Here is a 16,172-nt window from a genome sequence, read left to right as displayed (position 1 = left end):
CTACCCTCTGCTGCAAGGGCAAAATGCGGGTCTGCGACGATTATCCTGCCCTCGCCGGCCGCCATGTATACTGCGGGTTACGCCAGTCGATCCCCTCTAGCAGGCACGCCAGCTGCGAGGGGCTCAACGACACCGTTCCCTCACTCGCCGATGGCCATACGAACCGGCCCTTCTCGAGCCGCTTGGCGTAGAGCGACATGCCGATCCCGTCGTGCCAGATGATCTTGATCAGCGAGCCTGCGCGGCCGCGGAACACGAACAGATCCCCGCCATGCGGATTACGCTTGAGCCCTTGCTGGACCAGCAGCGCCAGGCCCTGCATGCCCTTCCTCATATCCGTGTGGCCGAGCGCGATCCACACCCGCGCGCCGGGAGGGATCATCGCAGCGCCTTCAGGGCAGCCGCAACCAGCGCTGGCGACGCCGCGGGATAAATGCTCAGCCGCTTGCCGCGTGGCAGGTCGATGATCATTGCGGGGTGCTCGGCAGCGCTGACTGCCACCGCATCCTCGTCCAGCACAGCTTCGGCGAACACCGCCGCTGGCAACGCCTCGGCCGCGCTGGCCTTCTGCGCCGCACCTGCCTCGCGCAGCTTGCGCCGCCACGTGTAGATCAACCCCGAGGAGACGTCATGGCGGCGGCAAACATCGGCAACCCTGGCGCCCGGCGCAAAAGCCTCGGCCACAATCTGCAGCCGCTCTTCCTCGCTCCACCGTCGGCGCCGCTCCGGCCCCGAAAACACCGTCACCTGACCCATCGACCACTCTTAAGCGCGCTCACAAGAGCACGCTAAAGAGCGCTCAATACCTACCCAGACAAGGCGGCCCCCGCCGGATGAATACCATTTACCTCGCAGAGCACTGCTGAATTGCTGCAGGAATGGATCAAGCGCCGCGGGTCACATACGGATTGGCTGTTTTGCCCGATCTACCAAGGGAAGGCGATCGATCGATGTCTGGAGACAACTACCGTACGGCGGATCATTAAGGATGCGGCTACTAAGGCAGGCCTCGACCCATCCGATATTTCCGCTTTCAGCGGGCATTCGATGCGCGTTGGAGCGGCGCAGGACCTGCTCAAGCGCGGGTTCGATACCGCGGCGATCATGCGCGCGGGAGGATGGAAGTCAGTGAATGTGCTCGCGCGTTACCTCGAGCAGGCGGAGCAAAATGTCTGGTAGTAGATATACCGGCGAAAGTACATTGCAGACCGTCCCCCACGCGCATACGGGCTCCGCTACGCAGCCCATTGCTTCAACCGCGCTGATGCGCAAAACAACCGCCCGGCCCTAATCCCCGCTGGGGGAAAGAGCTGGGGGTCACGTCACCCTACATCCCTGCGCGGGCCATCAGAGCGCAGCAGGGTAGTGGTTTCGCTCACCACGTAGCGGTTGGCGGCGCGCCTTCAAGAATTTCATTCATTCGGCGAACTGTGCCAAGATCAGTGCCAGCGGGAAGGTCATGGAAGTCAAAATAACCCACCTCAGCAATCTCGATAGAACGCGGTTCCTCCAAGAGGCTGCCACTGGCATCGCATATGTAGACCAAGACGTGATCTCTCCTGCTAATGCCTGCGTTGAAAAAGGCTCCGTGAAGCAATGCCGCGCCGGTTAGGCTAAGGCCCGTCTCCTGGCGCAACTCTCTGGACAGCGCGCTTTCGGCTGTTTCCCCCCTTTCGACTCCTCCGCCCGGGAAGTGCCAGCCACGAGTGTAGGTGTGTCGCACCAGCAAGAACTTGCCATCATCAGAGCGCACCACAGCCCTAACCCCCAGCGTCAGGCCTCTGGTCACCATGAAGAAGAGGTGCAAGACCATGAGGAGCAATCTTTCTGAGAAGCTTTGCAAGGGGTGCCGCATTTGCTCCATCCATGCTCGTTCAGCTTGCCTGTTTCAGGACCGCATGTTGTCCAATCTCGTCCCTGCCCCAGTCTAGGTCGGTGGGATCTGCGTCAGCTGCAGGCATATAATCTATGGGCAGTTCTTTGAGTATGCTTCTGATTTTGGCCACGTCATATTCCTCGCAGGCTTGTCCCAGCCTCTTCAGTGTATCGACAAGGTCGGCAATGGGTAAAGACCGCTCCGAAGCTGACATAATCCGCGGATGGATCGTGGGTGAGGGATTATTCCCAATCAGCAATTCCTCAAAGAGCTTTTCACCTTTCCGCAGGCCAGTGACACAGATCGGGATGACCCCCTCCTGTTGAAGGGGCTGGTGAGATTGTTCGCTTAAAGACGGCACCAGTCCGTGAAGTTTGATCATTTCGATGGCCAAATCCATGATCTTCACCGGATCCCCCATATCAAGGATGAAAACATCGCCGCCCCTCGCCATTGCTCCAGCTTGGATCACAAGCTGTGACGCTTCGGGAATAGTCATGAAGTATCGGGTAATGTCTACGTGAGTGACGGTGATCGGCCCGCCCATTTCGATTTGCGCCCGGAACTTTGGGATAACCGATCCGGAAGAGCCGAGGACATTGCCGAAGCGAACCATCGAAAAGACAGTGTTCGGATATTCTCGGCTCAGAGCCTGACAAACCAACTCGGCAATGCGCTTGGTTGCCCCCATGATGTTGGTCGGGCGGACAGCCTTGTCGGTGGAGATTAGAATGAAGTGCTCGACGCCGCACTTGTTGGCTTCGCAAGCGATCGCGTATGTGCCGTAAATATTGTTACGGATGCCCTCGATGATGTTGTCTTCTACCAGAGGCACATGCTTATAAGCCGCAGCGTGATAAATCGTGTTCACAGCGAACGACTTTAGCACAGCCTCGACGCGTTGGCTGTCCTGGACCGATCCGAGCACGGGAATGATTTCCACGCCAAGCTCTGATTGCGCAGCAATGCCAGCAAGCTCGGTCTCGATCGTGTAAAGCGCAAATTCCGAAATTTCGAAAAGGATGAGTTTCGCGGGTCTTTGGGACATTATCTGGCGGCATAGCTCGCTGCCGATCGAACCGCCTGCACCAGACACCATGACGGTTTTTCCTGCAATATTTCTACCTAGCAGATCGGCAATTGGCTCAATGGGATCACGCCCCAGCAGGTCTTCTGCTCTTACGTTTCTGAGCTGGGTGATCTTGGCGGTGCCGTTTATCACATTTGCTATCGGGGGGATCGTCTTGATCTCGAGCTGCATATCTTCGAGACCCGCCACAATCTCGCGGCGCTTCTCCCGGCTGAGTCTGGGCATTGCTAACAAAACGGCTTGAGCGCCTGTAGCCTCGACCAATTCGGCGATCCGCTCAGCGGAATGAACACGCAGCCCGCTAATTGTTAGGCCTTGAAGGCTCGGCTCGTCGTCAATCAGAGCAACTGGCGCATAGTCTTTGCCATGGAAAAGAGAGTTCAAAAGCTGGAGGCCAGCTTCGCCGGCACCATATATGATCACTGGGCGCCGGTGTCGCTGGATGGGCTGGCGCAAAAGGGTGCGCGCGACAAAACGCGATCCACCGATGCCGAGAAAGACCATCACCCCAAACATGATCGGAACGGAACGAGGGATACCTCCCTCAAGGGCAAAGCCTGCGAGATAGAGCGCTGCGATGCCAACAAGGGATGCCTTCACCACCGGCATCAGTATCTTCCCGGTCACGAACCGGACCAAGGTCGAATAGACGCCAAGAAAATTCAGAGCAAGCAGGGTAGAGATCAGGGCAATGGCCAACGCTGGCCATACCTCTGGCCTATTCTGAAATGCAGCCTCGTCCAGTCTTAGGAGCATCGCGGCAATGAATGCCGCGATGATCACGGCAGTATCGCAAAGTAGCTGGATCGCGACCTTCTGTGACCGCCGCAACTGGGAGAGCTGCCTTTTGTGGGGTTTCATGACGCGTTATCCGATGCGGTGATTGGGCATTAGCGGGGAAGGTCCGGCTGACAGCGACGAACAATGATCGCCTAGGGGCGGTCAACTCGAACGTATACACGAGGGGGCCGCAGACTGGCGAGCACAATCAAATTCCGGGCTCAGCCTGATGAGAGATCAGGCAACATTTCTTTGGCTCGATTGGTAACTGCAGCAGGCGGACCTAGCCCGCGGAGATTCGGCGAGCGGCAGTAGCGGATCAAGAGATGACTGAAGTGTCGAAATTCACTGAGACAGCAGCGGACTGGCCGCGCAAACATGAAAACACCTATCTGACCCTTGCGTCAGGTCATTTACCCAAAATCGCGAGGATCCGTTCAATCACCTCGTCTTGCTGATCATCCGTCATATCGCTGCCCGAAGGCAGGCACAGACCATCTGCAAACATGCGCTCATCCACACCGCTTCCATGATAGGGTGCCCCTGCAAAAAGCGGCTGCATATGCATCGGCTTCCAGAGCGGCCGCGCCTCAATCTGGTAATCGAGCAGCATCAGGCGCACATCCTCACGGGTCACGCCTGTTTGTTCCGGGTCGATGGTCAAGGCAGTCAGCCAGCGCGTCGAGTATAATGCCTCTGGTTCAGGCATGAACTCCACACCCGGCTGCGTAAGAGCGGCATGATAGCGTGCGAAAATCTCTCTTCGGCGGACGACGCGCGTGTCAAGCACTTCCATTTGACCTAAGCCAATGGCTGCGCAAATATTTGAAAGCCGGTAATTATAGCCGAAGGTTGAATGCTCATAGTGCGGCGCAGGATCGCGTGCTTGAGTGGCAAGAAAGCGCGCTTGGTCAGCCCATTCGCGATGCCGAGTGACTAGCATTCCCCCACCAGAAGTGGTGATGATCTTGTTGCCGTTGAATGACAAGATCGACGCATCTCCGCCAGTCCCAGCCTTCCTGTCGCCTTCCATCGAGGCGCCTAGGCTTTCAGCGGAATCCACGATCAGCCGCACATCGTAGTGCGCTGCGAGACTTTCAAGCCGATCGATTGCTGCACTTTGTCCATAGAGTTCGGTAGGTAGAATTGCGCGTGGTAGACGACCTTCCCGCGCGGCCAGTTCAATCTGCTCCTCGACCAGATCAACATCTAGCGTCCAGCGCGCAGGATTGAGGTCGAAGAAGCGCGGGCGGGCACCCATGTAATTCAGCGGAAAGATGCCCCCGGCAAAGGTCATGGAGGAAATCCAGACCTCGTCTCCTGAACCGACCCCGGCGATTCGCAGTGCAAGGTGCAACGCCGCAGAGCCGGACGACAGAGCTACACAATGTAGTCCGCCACCAAGATATTCCGCCACGCGCACCTCGAACGCATCGAGCTGCGGCCCGATCGGCGCGACGAAATTGGATGCGAAGGCCTCAGCTACACGAGCTTCTTCGTGGCCCGACATATGCGGGCGGCTGAGATAGATGCGCATTCGCTATCGCCTTTCCATTGGTCTTGCCGGGTTGCCGATCACCGTAACCCCGGCCGGCACGTCCTTTGTCACCACGGCTCCCATCCCGACTACCGCGCCCCGCCCGATCACCAGCGGCTTGTCAGGCGTACCCTGCCGAATGAGTGCGCCTGTGCCGATATAGGCATGGTCTCCGATGTGGACATTGCCGTTGCACTTTACCGACGGAGCAAAGGTAACAAAGTCCCCGATCACGCAATCATGCGCGACATAGGAATAGATATTGGCATGGAAATGCCTACCAATGGTAATGTTCGATGTCAGAGTAGTGAACGGACAGAGAATCGAGCCATCACCGACACTGACATGGTCCATCACGACGGTGTTGGCGGCCTTAACTGTCTCAAACCAGATATTCCACACTGAGCATTTTTCAGCAAGTTTCTGCCGTATTGCGGAATCTGCAACGGCGATGATCACTGCTGATCCTTCGCCGGCCTTAGCGACAAAATCGTCAAATTTCATGCAGCGTCGTCCGTTGACGATTGCAGGACTGCTGGCATCGTCAATAAACACAGCTTCTCTGCCTCGCAGTACGGACGGGTAAAGCGTCGCCATCACCTCCCTCCCAAAGCCAGATGCGCCATAGACGCCAAGCAAGCTCATTCCGGATCTCCGGCGAAACGGCTCATGGTTGCCTCTCCCTCTGCGCTGATCCCGTCGCGGCGAATGACGCGGGCGACGGTTGCCCATAAGATCCTTAAATCGAGCAGGAAGTTCTGATTGTCGACATACCAGACGTCGAGCGCAAATTTCTCTGGCCAGGACAGGGCATTGCGCCCATTGATTTGAGCCCAGCCGGTGATTCCCGGGCGCACTTCATGTCGACGAGATTGCTCTCGCGAATAGAGGGACAGGTATTCCATAAGCAGCGGACGCGGCCCAACCAGACTCATATCTCCCTTCAGAACGTTGATCAGGCCAGGCAGTTCGTCGAGCGAGGTCGATCGAAGAAACCGCCCGAACGAGGTCAGTCGCTTCTGGTCAGGCAGCGGTTCGCCTTTACTGTCCACAGTATCCAACATTGTCCTGAACTTGAGCATTGTGAACGGATCCGCGTTGAGGCCGGGCCTGACTTGCGTGAAAAGCACCGGTGATCCCAGCTTAATCCGCACCACCAACGCGACAAGGAGCATCGGCAAGGCAAATACCAAGAGCGCCAAAATCGCGGCACAACAATCGAAAAGGCGCTTGACCAGCATCTTCAGCACTCTCGCATCGATCGCGGACAGCATTTTTGCACATACCCCCTCACAACCTCCGCAGAGTCGCGTACCGCCGAACCAGGCGCGGTGTCAGTCACCATAAGGCTGGACCATAGACAGGGCCCCGGGGTGGAACAAGATGGTTAGGCCGTTGATGACAATCATACTGAACAGGAAGAGCAAACCCATCAGTCCGACCCGCCTCGTTTCCCAAACATCGTAGAGCAAGAGAAAATGACAAATGACAACCACCGTCATCGCCATGCGGCCGTAAACCCAAGTATCGAGCGAAAGCAGCGAGCAAACAACTACCGTGAAAAGTAAAGCTGCGGCGAGCCCAACGGATATGGGGCGCCACTTCCTTTGCTGGGTTTTAAAAAAGAGGAGAAGCGAAAATGCCATAGCAAATCCGAAATAGATCAAATCTTGTAAACCATCGCGCCGAATAATAGAGGAATAAGAATCAACCCTAGATCCCAAAATAAAATCTATCCCGTCGTATATTTGTAGTATGCCGGTAAGTAATATCACGGCCAGCACTGATATAACCTTCCATTTTCTGCTAAAAAGTGAATAGTAATTCATAAATAGCAAAAACCCACCGATCAATAAAACTGAATTGTGGGACAGGATGGCCAGCACGCCCCAAGTTGCCGCGGCTATCCGCTTTTCAGACAAAATGGCCAAGATGAAGAAGGTCAGAAAAACTGTCGCCAAGCACTGACGCAAGACATTGAACTCCATCATGACGCCGAATGGAGAAAGGAAGGATGCGTAGAGAATTAATCCGCCAACCACTCCGAGGCGGAGAATGGCGATCGATAGGACCGCGAGACTGAACGCAAAGAGAAACTCAGACCTTTCCAAGTTTGTTAGGAATTTGATAAGTCCCCACGAAACGGGTTCCTGATAGTACCTCGGTATCGCGTAGTCGAGATGAGGGGCCTGAAGCCAATACACATTAATATCAACACCGCCAATTGCATTGTACGCAATATACAGCTGCATCGATGCAGCAAATCCGATGATAATGGAAAATGGTTTTATATGATTGTTTATATAACGGCGATTATACATGAGGACACAACTCCTGTCCCAAATATCTTCCCGAGCAATATTGAATAATATATCCCGTCTGGCTCACCTCTTGTTTCAGATAGCGCAACTTTCGGAAATATGTAAAAATTCAGTACGAGATTTCCCATTCCACTGATGACAGTCGCTGACTGTACAAGAGTGGCCTGATATTCTGGAAGCCTGATTGCAAGCAAGTTGAGTATGAACGCGGTGGGCATCGCTAAGGAGGTGGTGAAACTCTGGGCAAAAAGGGTAAGCAGATCTATTCTCCTGTTCGCAAAGCCGTATCCAATTTCTCCCCGGCTAAAGAATGGGCTTTTGAAAGCGCGAGTTGAAAATCCGTCTCGCTCAATACCCAAGAGGATATTTGTAAATAACTTTATGAAAAGTGGCCAAAGTTTGAGTATAGCCACAAGCAATACGGCTGATAACGTGCAGCCCGCTATGGCGAAAATTTTGAGGCTTTCCTCGCCTCCACCATTGTCCACATAGAGGCCAAGTAGTGGCGCTATTAAAAACCCGTTGAACCGGTTCAGACTGTATACTTGGTTGGAGAGCATAAGACCCAGCGGGAATTGCTTAATTTTAAATCCTGCGTGCCTTGGCGCATTTGCTAGCGACTCACTAGTGCAGTATAATACAAATAGCGTCACTGTAATGAAAAGAAGAAGCATATCCGCTTAAATACCCTTCAAGAAGGACCGATAGAGCGAGAATGATTTCTGGATGTGGGCGAAGTCGATATTGAAAACCTTAGTTCCAACTTCATCTTCAATCCGAAAACCTTCTCGAATCTCTACAGACTGCGGCGCAAAATCGCTTGAGATTACAGGGGTCATACAGTCCCGATATTTTATGCCGTCTCCTGGCACGATGACATCCGCCACAACTGGCTTTATCAGTCCACAACGGACGCCATAGGCGCAACATGTCACAAAGATGTGCATTGCACTGGTAACGACCTCGTCCGCCGCAGCAATGCGATCGATCAAGGCTTCAATATCCAGCGGACGACTGACATTCGCGCTCAGCAATTCGAAATTAGGATTGTGGATAGTCGAAAATAGCCGCTGGTGATTGACATGAGGAATGAGCAGTCGGCTCGAGCGATTATTCTCGACCGGGTGCGGTTGGTATAATTCTCGAATGAAGAATCCCGGATCGCAGCAGGGTATATCCTGCGATCGTGCATTTGCCGGTAGAGCCTCGCGGGTAATGTGTCCGCGCACCATTAAGTATCTCGCGGCGGGATTGATCGCGTCCTTGATTGAGTTGATACCAGACCCCAGCACGACCGAATTCGCGTTCGCTTGGGATATTATCGATCCCAGCGACAAGATATGCTGCCTCTTCCGCGCGGCCCCTAGATCAACGTGGTTCAAAGCGGTCCCTGAAGCTCCGTGGACAAGGTAGGGGGACAACCAATCTCCGAAATTGCCACCAACGGGTTTATGCACCCAGGCTAGGTCGAGCACGCGCTTCGCGTCCCTATCCTCATACGCGGCAAACGCTTCGTTCCAGTGACGCAGCCTCGGATCACTTTGATGAGTCAGCAGCTCGTGGTCGGCTTCCGAAAGCGAGCGCTGCGCAACACGAATTGCCAAGCCCTTCTGTGAAGCATTGATCCCGGGTAGCTTTGACCAAACGACTGCTCCAAGCCGGTAGATTCGAGACAAAAGCAAAAACAAGCCTGTCGGAAGGTTATTTGATAGAAAGATCTTCCACTTTAGAGCATTCATGACATCAACAGCTATGGCCTAGAGGGTTTCAATAAAGTCGATAATGGTTTCGGAAATCACGTTTCGGGAAAATGTCGGATCAGCTTTCCACACTGCGCGGGTCTCCGGGCTCTCGATCATTTCGGAGATCGCTGCGCAAGCCGAGTTGACGTCACCCGCCCGATAGTTTCGATGGACGCGCTTTGACAACAATCCTTTGACTTCTTCCCCCTGCTGTGAATTCAGCAAGGGGCAGCCGAGGCCGAGATAATCGCAAAGCTTGTTCGTGACGCTTTGCGGGGCTTTCGCGCGAATGGCGTTTACGGCAATGTGCTGGAAGCGGAGTTCCGCCTCCATCGCTTGATAAGGAAGGAGGCCATGGAACGTTGTTCCACTATGAGGAAGGCTTTGTAGTCTGGTGCGATCAGGCCCCTCGCCAAATATATTCAACTCTACCGGCAAACCTTTCGATTGCAGTTCGTGCACTGCTTTGATGACGGTCTCTATATCATAACTGTACGAGAGCGTCCCGATATAAAAAAGACGTACAGTTTCGCCTTGGTTCGGTACCGTGTCGATCATGTTGAATTCGGTGCCGATATAGGCCAGGAGCGACTTCGCGTCATGGTTTACTGACCTCGCCCTGTCGAGATATGTTTGCGAAACCGCCAAAAGCCCGTCGGCCGCTCGGTAAACTCGGTTTGCCGCGCCAGAAAATGGCAAGAGTCCTGATGGGATCCTTTGCAGTGATGGCAGGACAGAACTGAAAGATTCCGGCCAAACATCCTGAACATCAACGAGGAATTTGGTCTTCTCGGGATTTCTGCGCCGGGCAATCGAGATGCCGTGCCCAATGGGCGGATAAGCGGAATAGACAAGGTCGAATTCGTCGATATCCGAGAAGCGAATGTCGAAATTCCTGTGAAAATCAATCAGGTTCAAGATGCGTCCGATACCAACATGCGAGCGATACGCGCGGCAATCGATCAAAGCCACCTCAAGGTTTTCTACACTCCTAGCCGCCTCACATTCGTGGAATTTCTTCATACTATGTGAAAAGCGACTTGTAACAAAGGTTGTTTCGTGTCCACGCAATGCGCATTTTTCGGCAAGATGGGAAAACCGATTAACATAGCTGCCTAAGGGGATGGCGCTGTAAGGAGCTACTATCAGTATTTTCATCGATTGGAGATCCTAAAGCGAGACGCGTTGGTTGCCCTGGCCTCCTTGGGCCAGTGAGGCAAACTCAAGTTACGAGATAATGAATATTACGGAGCAGCTATTAGCCCGATAACGCAAACTACCGGACACTAGCATCAGTCCTTGCGGTCACTTCTGAGCGCCGGTCGGCTGCCAGCCGCTGGCTCGCCCTGAGCACTGTCACCTGCCAGCTCCGCCCCCAACTGTTCGATCTCGAGGCGCAAGGCTTCATATTCCTCGCGCTTGCGAACCAGACAACGCGCCGCAATCGCCGTCTTCTCCGCAACTCCGCGCGGGGTGAGCATGTAGGCATAGGCCTGTTTGTTACGCGAAGCGCTAAACCGGCTGGCCGTCAGCAATCCCCGCTCTACCAGCGCCCGCAACATGTAATGGGTGGCCCCAATGCTGATACCGAGTTCAGCTGCCATTTCGCGCTGCGTGATTTTGGGATTGGCCTCGATCAGCCGCAAGGCACGAAGCCGCGCATCTTCGCGGAGCTGCTCAGCGCGGCTCGTCACCGGCGGATGCTAGCCCCAAAGCTACCGCACAGCCGCACCATCGCGGTGGGCCGAAGGATGAGGGGTGCGGCAAAGGAGCTCAAAAGCAGCATTGCGTTCAATTTTGAGCAATACAGCCGGCGGTTCAGGTGGCAAGCCGTTTCGTTCAGGAATGCGGTGAACGGCGGCCATACTCCCTGTAGTGCCAAACGCCAGAAAGGCGCCACTCGCCGCGCCGTGCCCAGCCCTCCATCCGCCGCAATCCGACGCAACCCATCGCAAACATGTGGCGGCAACCTAGGATACCCAATAATGACAATTTTTAAGGGTAAGCAATTCATGGGGCGACGGTATGGCCGAATGGTTTCTGGCACAAGTGAAGCCAAATTCCGATCTTATCGCAAAGCGCAATCTCGCGCGGCAGGGCTTTGCCACGTTTCAGCCGATGGAAAAGCGCACCATCGCGTCCGGCGGCAAATTTCGCGAACAGATCCGCCCATTCTTTTCCGGCTACCTGTTTGTGTCCTACCCGGAAACATCTGCGCCGTGGTCGCTCGTCAACTCGACCTACGGGGTGTCCCGGCTCGTGCGCTTTGGCGCAAAGCTCGCGCCCGTCCCTCGCGGCGTCATGACGCAATTGCGCGCCGCTTGCGATACCGACGACATCATCGCCCTGACAGACAATTTTGTAGCCGGCGCGACGGTCGAAATCATGGCCGGGTCTTTTACCGGTTTGATCGGCGAAATCGGGCAACTTTCGCCCGATCGCCGCGCCATGGTGTTGCTTGACTTCATGGGAAAACAAACCAAGGTCAGCGTGCCAACAAGCCATCTGAAGGCCGCCAGAGCCAGCGTAAAGCAATCGGGGGACTACCAGTGAGTAATGCGTCGAAAGCCGCTCCTGCGGCTTACGATCTTGGGGCTGATTTCAAGATTGAGGATGAGAAGAAGGAGGCACGCGCCGTCAAGCTCGCGATCAAGGTCGCCGCCGCCCTGCCCTCAACGCCAGATCATGATGAAATTTCAGCAGATACAGCCGCAGCACTCACCGAGCAGGAGCTGAAAGGTTCTGGCTCATCAAGCCTTGCGGCCGTAGCGCCGCACCGCAATGTCAAATTCTTCGCGCGTTTCGAGCTTCCCCTCGTGTTTGCCGGTGCGTTCGCTCCGGCCCTCACATTGTGGAGCGTGCTTGATCGCCCACTTCTCGCCGGCGCCTTTGTCGAAAGCACGGCGGCGCTCGCAATCTCGATCATTCTTGCCTGGTACATCCTTTCGCGTTTGAAGGCTCACGCCAATGCGCGCCATCTCTCTTATGTGCTGCCGGTCAACATGCTGGTGTTCACCGGCGTGTTCACGGTGGTCGCCCTGCTTAGGGTGCCTTATTCAGGTTCCTACTACGCGACCGGCGCGGCCTTCGCTGTCACTGCCAGCTTTCTGCTGGCAGTCTATGGGCGAAGGCTGTTTCGCCCGCACGTCGTGGTCTTGGGCGGCCGGGCCAAAGAGATTGCGCTTGGCGGTCACTTTCATCCGGCTCCGTCACTTTCCGATCTGGAACAGCTGATCGAGACCGGTTGGCGCGACGGTGCGATCGTTGCCGACTTGCATTATCCCCATTCGGAGCGGGGTGAGCGTTTGTTCGCCAAGGCGGCCCTTGCGGGCATTCCGGTCTACCACTTCCGTCAAATCGCCGAGATGCAGTCCGGTCAGGTCAAGATTGCGCATCTCAGTGAAAACGAACTCGGATCGCTGATCCCCAATGTGTCCTATGCGTCGGTCAAGCGGTTGATCGATATCGTCGGTGCACTGGCTCTAATCCCGCTGTGCCTGCCATTCTTTGCCATAGTGGCGCTCCTCATCCGGCTCGACTCTCCAGGCGCCGCCTTTTTTATTCAGGAGCGGATGGGCTTCAGAGGCAAGGCGTTCCGGATGATCAAGTTCCGGACGATGAGCGATCGCCGCCACCTGGACAGCGGGCCCGAGCAGCGCGAAGACGCCATGACCAAGAGCGAGGATAACCGGATCACCAGACTGGGCCGTTTCCTGCGCAAGACACGGATGGATGAACTGCCGCAGGTGTTCAACGTTTTGCGCGGCGAGATGAGTTTCATAGGCCCGCGCCCGGAAGCGTGTGCTCTGTCGGATTGGTACGAAGCGGAGCTGCCGTTTTATTCCTATCGGCACATTGTTCGCCCGGGAATCACCGGATGGGCGCAGGTAAACCAGGGCCATGTGACCGACGTCTCTGACGTGCTCGCCAAGCTGAGATATGATTTCTATTACATCAAGAACATCTCGCTCTGGCTCGATATTCTGGTCGCCCTGAAAACGCTGCGCGTGATCGCCACCGGGCTGGGAGCAAAATAAGCTGTGATGCCTCCTTCTGCATGATCCGAACTTGAGATTCGTCACAGATATCTATCTTTGTTCGGCCGTTTGCGCGACGCGCTATCGGCGTTCCACGCAGTCTCCAATCGCGGCATGTCCTTAAAGGACGGGATAAACGGGAAAGGCTGCGCAGAGTTCAGATACCCGCGCGCGCGCAAAAAGTTGCGGGGGGGTCAGCGACACCGTTCCTTCCCTGGCGGCAGGCCATACGAACCGGCCCTTCTCGAGCCGCTTGGCGTAGAGCGACATGCCGATCCCGTCGTGCCAAATGATCTTGATCAGCGAGCCTGCGCGGCCGCGGAACACGAACAGATCCCCGCCATGCGGATTACGCTTGAGCCCCTGCTGCACCAGCAGCGCCAGGCCCTGCATGCCCTTCCTCATATCTGTGTGGCCGAGTGCGATCCACACCCGCGCGCCGGGAGGGATCATCGCAAACCCTTCAGCGCGGCAGAAACCAGCGCCGGCGATGCCGCGGGATAAATGCTGAGCCGCTTGCCGCGTGGCAGGTCGATGATCATCGCGGGGGGCTCGACTGAGTGGGCTGCGTCCTCATCCGCCACTGCTTCGACAAACACCGGCGCCGGCAACGCCTCGGGCGCCTCGGCCTCCTGCGCCGCACCTGCCCCGCGCAGCTTGCGCCGCCACGTGTAGATCAAACCCGAAGAGACGTCATGGCGGCGGCAAACATCGGCAACCCTGGCGCCCGGCGCAAACGCCTCGGCCACGATCCGCAGCCGTTCCTCATCGCTCCACCGCCGGCGCCGCTCCGGCCCCGAAAACACCGTCACCTGACCCATCGACCGCTCCAAAGCACACTCTTAAGAGCACGCTTAAGAGCGCTCGCTGCCTAACCAGGCAAGGCGGGCCCCCGCCGGATGGATACGACCCTAACTCCGGCATGCAGAGATCTGTCAGTGCAAAATGGCCGCATGCTGGGCACTTGCCGTGCCTGCAGCGGCTCAAGCATCTGTCTGCGGATCAGAAAGGTGAGATCGGCCTGAACGGCCGTCATTCCTTAGCGCGCGCGGTACGCGCAAATCGGTAAATCGCAACCGCTCCAAGAACAGGCAGCGTCGCTAAGACCCCCACTCCCCAATCGACCAGATCAGGCTCGCGCCCGAAAGCGAGCGCTGCCTGCGTGAGTTCGATCCCGGCGTTGAACAGCATGAGAGCGAACAGGAGGCTGATGAGACCCGCTTGCGGAAATGCGAAGGCCGCCAACGGCGTCAGACACGCAAACGCAAGCGCGTGATTGAGTTTGTCATGGCCTAACCCGATAGCGACCGTGCCGGGTGCGAGGTTAGCGACCACAAAGATGAACATACCAACCAGAAAAAGGCACAGTCGGCACCAGATCATAAAGGCAGGTCCCGTCCTGTTCGGCTCAATAATTTTCGATTGGATGTTGTGCGCATGCGCTTTCATCGGCCTTTTTCGGTCAGCGACCGAGGCGCAGAAGCTGCACCGACAGGCTGACAAGCCGCCCACAAAAAAGGGGCCGCGGCGAACCACGACCCCCTCCTGCGGGCATTAAGAACCACGAGTTAGCCGCTGACGGGCAATTGCGTATCGTCGCTGTCCGAGGCCAAAAGGATACCACCGACCACTGCCGCGGCACCAATCAAACCGATGATGATAGCGCTTCCGCCGGACAGTTCACTTTCATCACCCGAAAGCGGAGCAATCGTCGGCATTGCAGCAACCTGAGCGACTGCGGGACCTGCGATCAGAGCAGCAGCGCCGAGGCCGAGCACCGTTTTGTTGAGCTTCATATTCGTTCTCCGCCTTAGGTTATTACAACTTTTCAATTACGCGAGCCTCCCTGCCAGTGCAACCCTAATTTTCTGTAAATTGTGCACATCCACCCTTGGCTTTGCTGAACGGGTGGAGGGGTCAGGGGGGCCGGTGAAGGCAACGGCACGGCTCGATCGCCTCACGTCCGAACATGGCTTCGTTGGGCGGCGACTTTACTTTGAAAAAACCCGAAACGGAATTGCCTGGCGGTGGTGATGGATACGAAGCCCGTTCGCTTCGGATCGAGCTGCGCAAGCGCGATGAGCGCAAGGTTCGTTGAGGGCATCATTAGGTGCCTCGCCATTCTTTGCCCGGTTCGCCAATAGAAGCCCTCGGCGGGTATTGGATCGGGTTCCGCCGGTCCATCGCGGCAGCCTCCTGACGCTGCCCGATCGTCAGGATCTATCTTCATGAGCGAAGAAATGTTCGCCTTATGAATTCATCTTCCTTTTTCCGGAGAATTACAGGACAATTAATTGCATGTTAGCTAACCGCCCTTATTGAAGGGCTCGGGGGCGTTAAGGCTTTTCCGCACGGCTTGCTGCTCCGGGTGTGCCGAACGCCCCCAACCCTTCATGCGGCGGCACGTGGGAAGCAGGATGGATTCGATTAGCAATCCTCCTTTCTCAGCCTTCATTCAGCCGGATTGTCGCGGCCTTTTTCGACCTATCTGAACCATATTGATTTTCCCGTTGGCGGGCCCTCATCGGCGAGGTCTGCTGCAGATTGCTGAACCTGTCTGCCAATCAGCGCGCGATAACCCTCTTTTTGCTGACCCACATCAGACATATCCGGGGTTAGGGGATTAGGGATCTGGATAACCTTGATGAACAAAGTCCCCGATACCGACCCGTCGGACTAAAACGGACAAAACGTTCGCCTCGTCCGCGGTTACGAGGCCGGATGACTGTCAGCCTTAGCGCCGCTCGCACTTTGCTTTCCACCCTCAGCCATGAGCATGACCGCGTCTC

The 16,172-nt window shown here is 56.0% G+C and carries 19 protein-coding genes; 3 read left to right on the top strand and 16 right to left on the bottom strand.

Annotation, left to right across the window (positions count from 1 at the left end; genetic code table 11):
* Positions 1 to 40: 40 nt before the first annotated feature.
* Positions 41 to 382: an IS66 family insertion sequence element accessory protein TnpB gene (gene tnpB / locus J3454_RS15780; RefSeq protein WP_349514737.1), complete on the bottom strand. Its 342-nt coding sequence runs from the start codon at positions 380 to 382 to the stop codon at positions 41 to 43.
* Positions 379 to 756, bottom strand: coding sequence for an IS66-like element accessory protein TnpA (tnpA, locus tag J3454_RS15775; protein WP_349514736.1), 378 nt, complete (start codon positions 754 to 756; stop codon positions 379 to 381). Before tnpA (J3454_RS15775) ends, tnpB (J3454_RS15780) begins: the two co-directional genes overlap by 4 nt.
* Positions 757 to 837: 81 nt before the next feature.
* Here tnpA (J3454_RS15775) and J3454_RS15770 point away from each other — a divergent pair, with 81 nt between their 5' ends.
* On the top strand, positions 838 to 1,179 hold the full coding sequence (locus J3454_RS15770) for a tyrosine-type recombinase/integrase (RefSeq protein WP_349514751.1): 342 nt from the start codon (positions 838 to 840) through the stop codon (positions 1,177 to 1,179).
* A gap of 196 nt (positions 1,180 to 1,375) precedes the next feature.
* Here the strand turns inward: J3454_RS15770 and J3454_RS15765 are convergent, their stop codons facing one another.
* The 10 genes from J3454_RS15765 to J3454_RS15720 all read right to left on the bottom strand — a co-directional run bounded on the left by J3454_RS15765 (position 1,376) and on the right by J3454_RS15720 (position 11,040).
* On the bottom strand, positions 1,376 to 1,813 hold the full coding sequence (locus J3454_RS15765) for an NUDIX domain-containing protein (RefSeq protein WP_349514735.1): 438 nt from the start codon (positions 1,811 to 1,813) through the stop codon (positions 1,376 to 1,378).
* A gap of 61 nt (positions 1,814 to 1,874) precedes the next feature.
* Positions 1,875 to 3,827, bottom strand: a complete 1,953-nt coding sequence (locus J3454_RS15760) for a polysaccharide biosynthesis protein (RefSeq protein ID WP_349514734.1) — start codon at positions 3,825 to 3,827, stop codon at positions 1,875 to 1,877.
* Between the two features lie 328 nt (positions 3,828 to 4,155).
* Positions 4,156 to 5,283: a DegT/DnrJ/EryC1/StrS family aminotransferase gene (locus tag J3454_RS15755; RefSeq protein WP_349514733.1), complete on the bottom strand. Its 1,128-nt coding sequence runs from the start codon at positions 5,281 to 5,283 to the stop codon at positions 4,156 to 4,158.
* A 3-nt stretch (positions 5,284 to 5,286) separates the two neighbouring features.
* Positions 5,287 to 5,928, bottom strand: a complete 642-nt coding sequence (locus tag J3454_RS15750; RefSeq protein ID WP_349514732.1) for an acetyltransferase — start codon at positions 5,926 to 5,928, stop codon at positions 5,287 to 5,289.
* A complete protein-coding gene (locus J3454_RS15745; protein ID WP_349514731.1) occupies positions 5,925 to 6,557 on the bottom strand; it encodes a sugar transferase in 633 nt (210 codons plus the stop codon). The genes J3454_RS15750 and J3454_RS15745 overlap by 4 nt, the downstream gene beginning before the upstream one ends.
* A 60-nt stretch (positions 6,558 to 6,617) precedes the next feature.
* Entirely contained in the window at positions 6,618 to 7,604 is a 987-nt protein-coding gene (locus J3454_RS15740) for an EpsG family protein (RefSeq protein ID WP_349514730.1), read from the bottom strand.
* On the bottom strand, positions 7,583 to 8,278 hold the full coding sequence (locus J3454_RS15735) for a hypothetical protein (RefSeq protein ID WP_349514729.1): 696 nt from the start codon (positions 8,276 to 8,278) through the stop codon (positions 7,583 to 7,585). Before J3454_RS15735 ends, J3454_RS15740 begins: the two co-directional genes overlap by 22 nt.
* Before the next feature lie 6 nt (positions 8,279 to 8,284).
* Positions 8,285 to 9,343, bottom strand: a complete 1,059-nt coding sequence (locus J3454_RS15730) for a glycosyltransferase family protein (RefSeq protein WP_349514728.1) — start codon at positions 9,341 to 9,343, stop codon at positions 8,285 to 8,287.
* 18 nt (positions 9,344 to 9,361) lie between these two features.
* The gene (locus J3454_RS15725) at positions 9,362 to 10,504 is read right to left on the bottom strand and encodes a glycosyltransferase (protein WP_349514727.1); all 1,143 of its coding nucleotides are present in this window, start codon (positions 10,502 to 10,504) and stop codon (positions 9,362 to 9,364) included.
* A gap of 134 nt (positions 10,505 to 10,638) precedes the next feature.
* Positions 10,639 to 11,040 (bottom strand): MarR family EPS-associated transcriptional regulator, encoded by a 402-nt coding sequence (locus J3454_RS15720; RefSeq protein ID WP_349514726.1) that lies wholly within the window; start codon positions 11,038 to 11,040, stop codon positions 10,639 to 10,641.
* Positions 11,041 to 11,371: 331 nt separating this feature from the next.
* Here J3454_RS15720 and nusG point away from each other — a divergent pair, with 331 nt between their 5' ends.
* Positions 11,372 to 11,899, top strand: coding sequence for a transcription termination/antitermination protein NusG (gene nusG, locus J3454_RS15715; protein ID WP_349514725.1), 528 nt, complete (start codon positions 11,372 to 11,374; stop codon positions 11,897 to 11,899).
* The gene (locus tag J3454_RS15710) at positions 11,896 to 13,383 is read left to right on the top strand and encodes an exopolysaccharide biosynthesis polyprenyl glycosylphosphotransferase (RefSeq protein ID WP_349514724.1); all 1,488 of its coding nucleotides are present in this window, start codon (positions 11,896 to 11,898) and stop codon (positions 13,381 to 13,383) included. The genes nusG and J3454_RS15710 overlap by 4 nt, the downstream gene beginning before the upstream one ends.
* 120 nt (positions 13,384 to 13,503) lie before the next feature.
* Here J3454_RS15710 and tnpB (J3454_RS15705) read toward each other — a convergent pair whose 3' ends face one another.
* The 4 genes from tnpB (J3454_RS15705) to J3454_RS15690 form a co-directional block, all read right to left on the bottom strand.
* The gene (tnpB, locus tag J3454_RS15705) at positions 13,504 to 13,836 is read right to left on the bottom strand and encodes an IS66 family insertion sequence element accessory protein TnpB (protein WP_349514723.1); all 333 of its coding nucleotides are present in this window, start codon (positions 13,834 to 13,836) and stop codon (positions 13,504 to 13,506) included.
* Complete coding sequence (tnpA, locus tag J3454_RS15700) at positions 13,833 to 14,204, bottom strand: IS66-like element accessory protein TnpA (protein WP_349514722.1); 372 nt, start codon at positions 14,202 to 14,204, stop codon at positions 13,833 to 13,835. Before tnpA (J3454_RS15700) ends, tnpB (J3454_RS15705) begins: the two co-directional genes overlap by 4 nt.
* A gap of 211 nt (positions 14,205 to 14,415) precedes the next feature.
* Entirely contained in the window at positions 14,416 to 14,832 is a 417-nt protein-coding gene (locus J3454_RS15695; RefSeq protein ID WP_349514721.1) for a VanZ family protein, read from the bottom strand.
* Positions 14,833 to 14,951: 119 nt separating this feature from the next.
* The gene (locus J3454_RS15690; protein ID WP_349514720.1) at positions 14,952 to 15,179 is read right to left on the bottom strand and encodes a hypothetical protein; all 228 of its coding nucleotides are present in this window, start codon (positions 15,177 to 15,179) and stop codon (positions 14,952 to 14,954) included.
* Positions 15,180 to 16,172 lie beyond the last annotated feature (993 nt).

The sequence above is a fragment of the Erythrobacter sp. NFXS35 genome (assembly GCF_040148725.1).
In the GTDB taxonomy this organism is placed as follows: Bacteria; Pseudomonadota; Alphaproteobacteria; order Sphingomonadales; family Sphingomonadaceae; genus Erythrobacter.
Note: the sequence above shows the minus strand (reverse complement) of the source record. Positions and strands in the feature narration are given on the sequence as shown.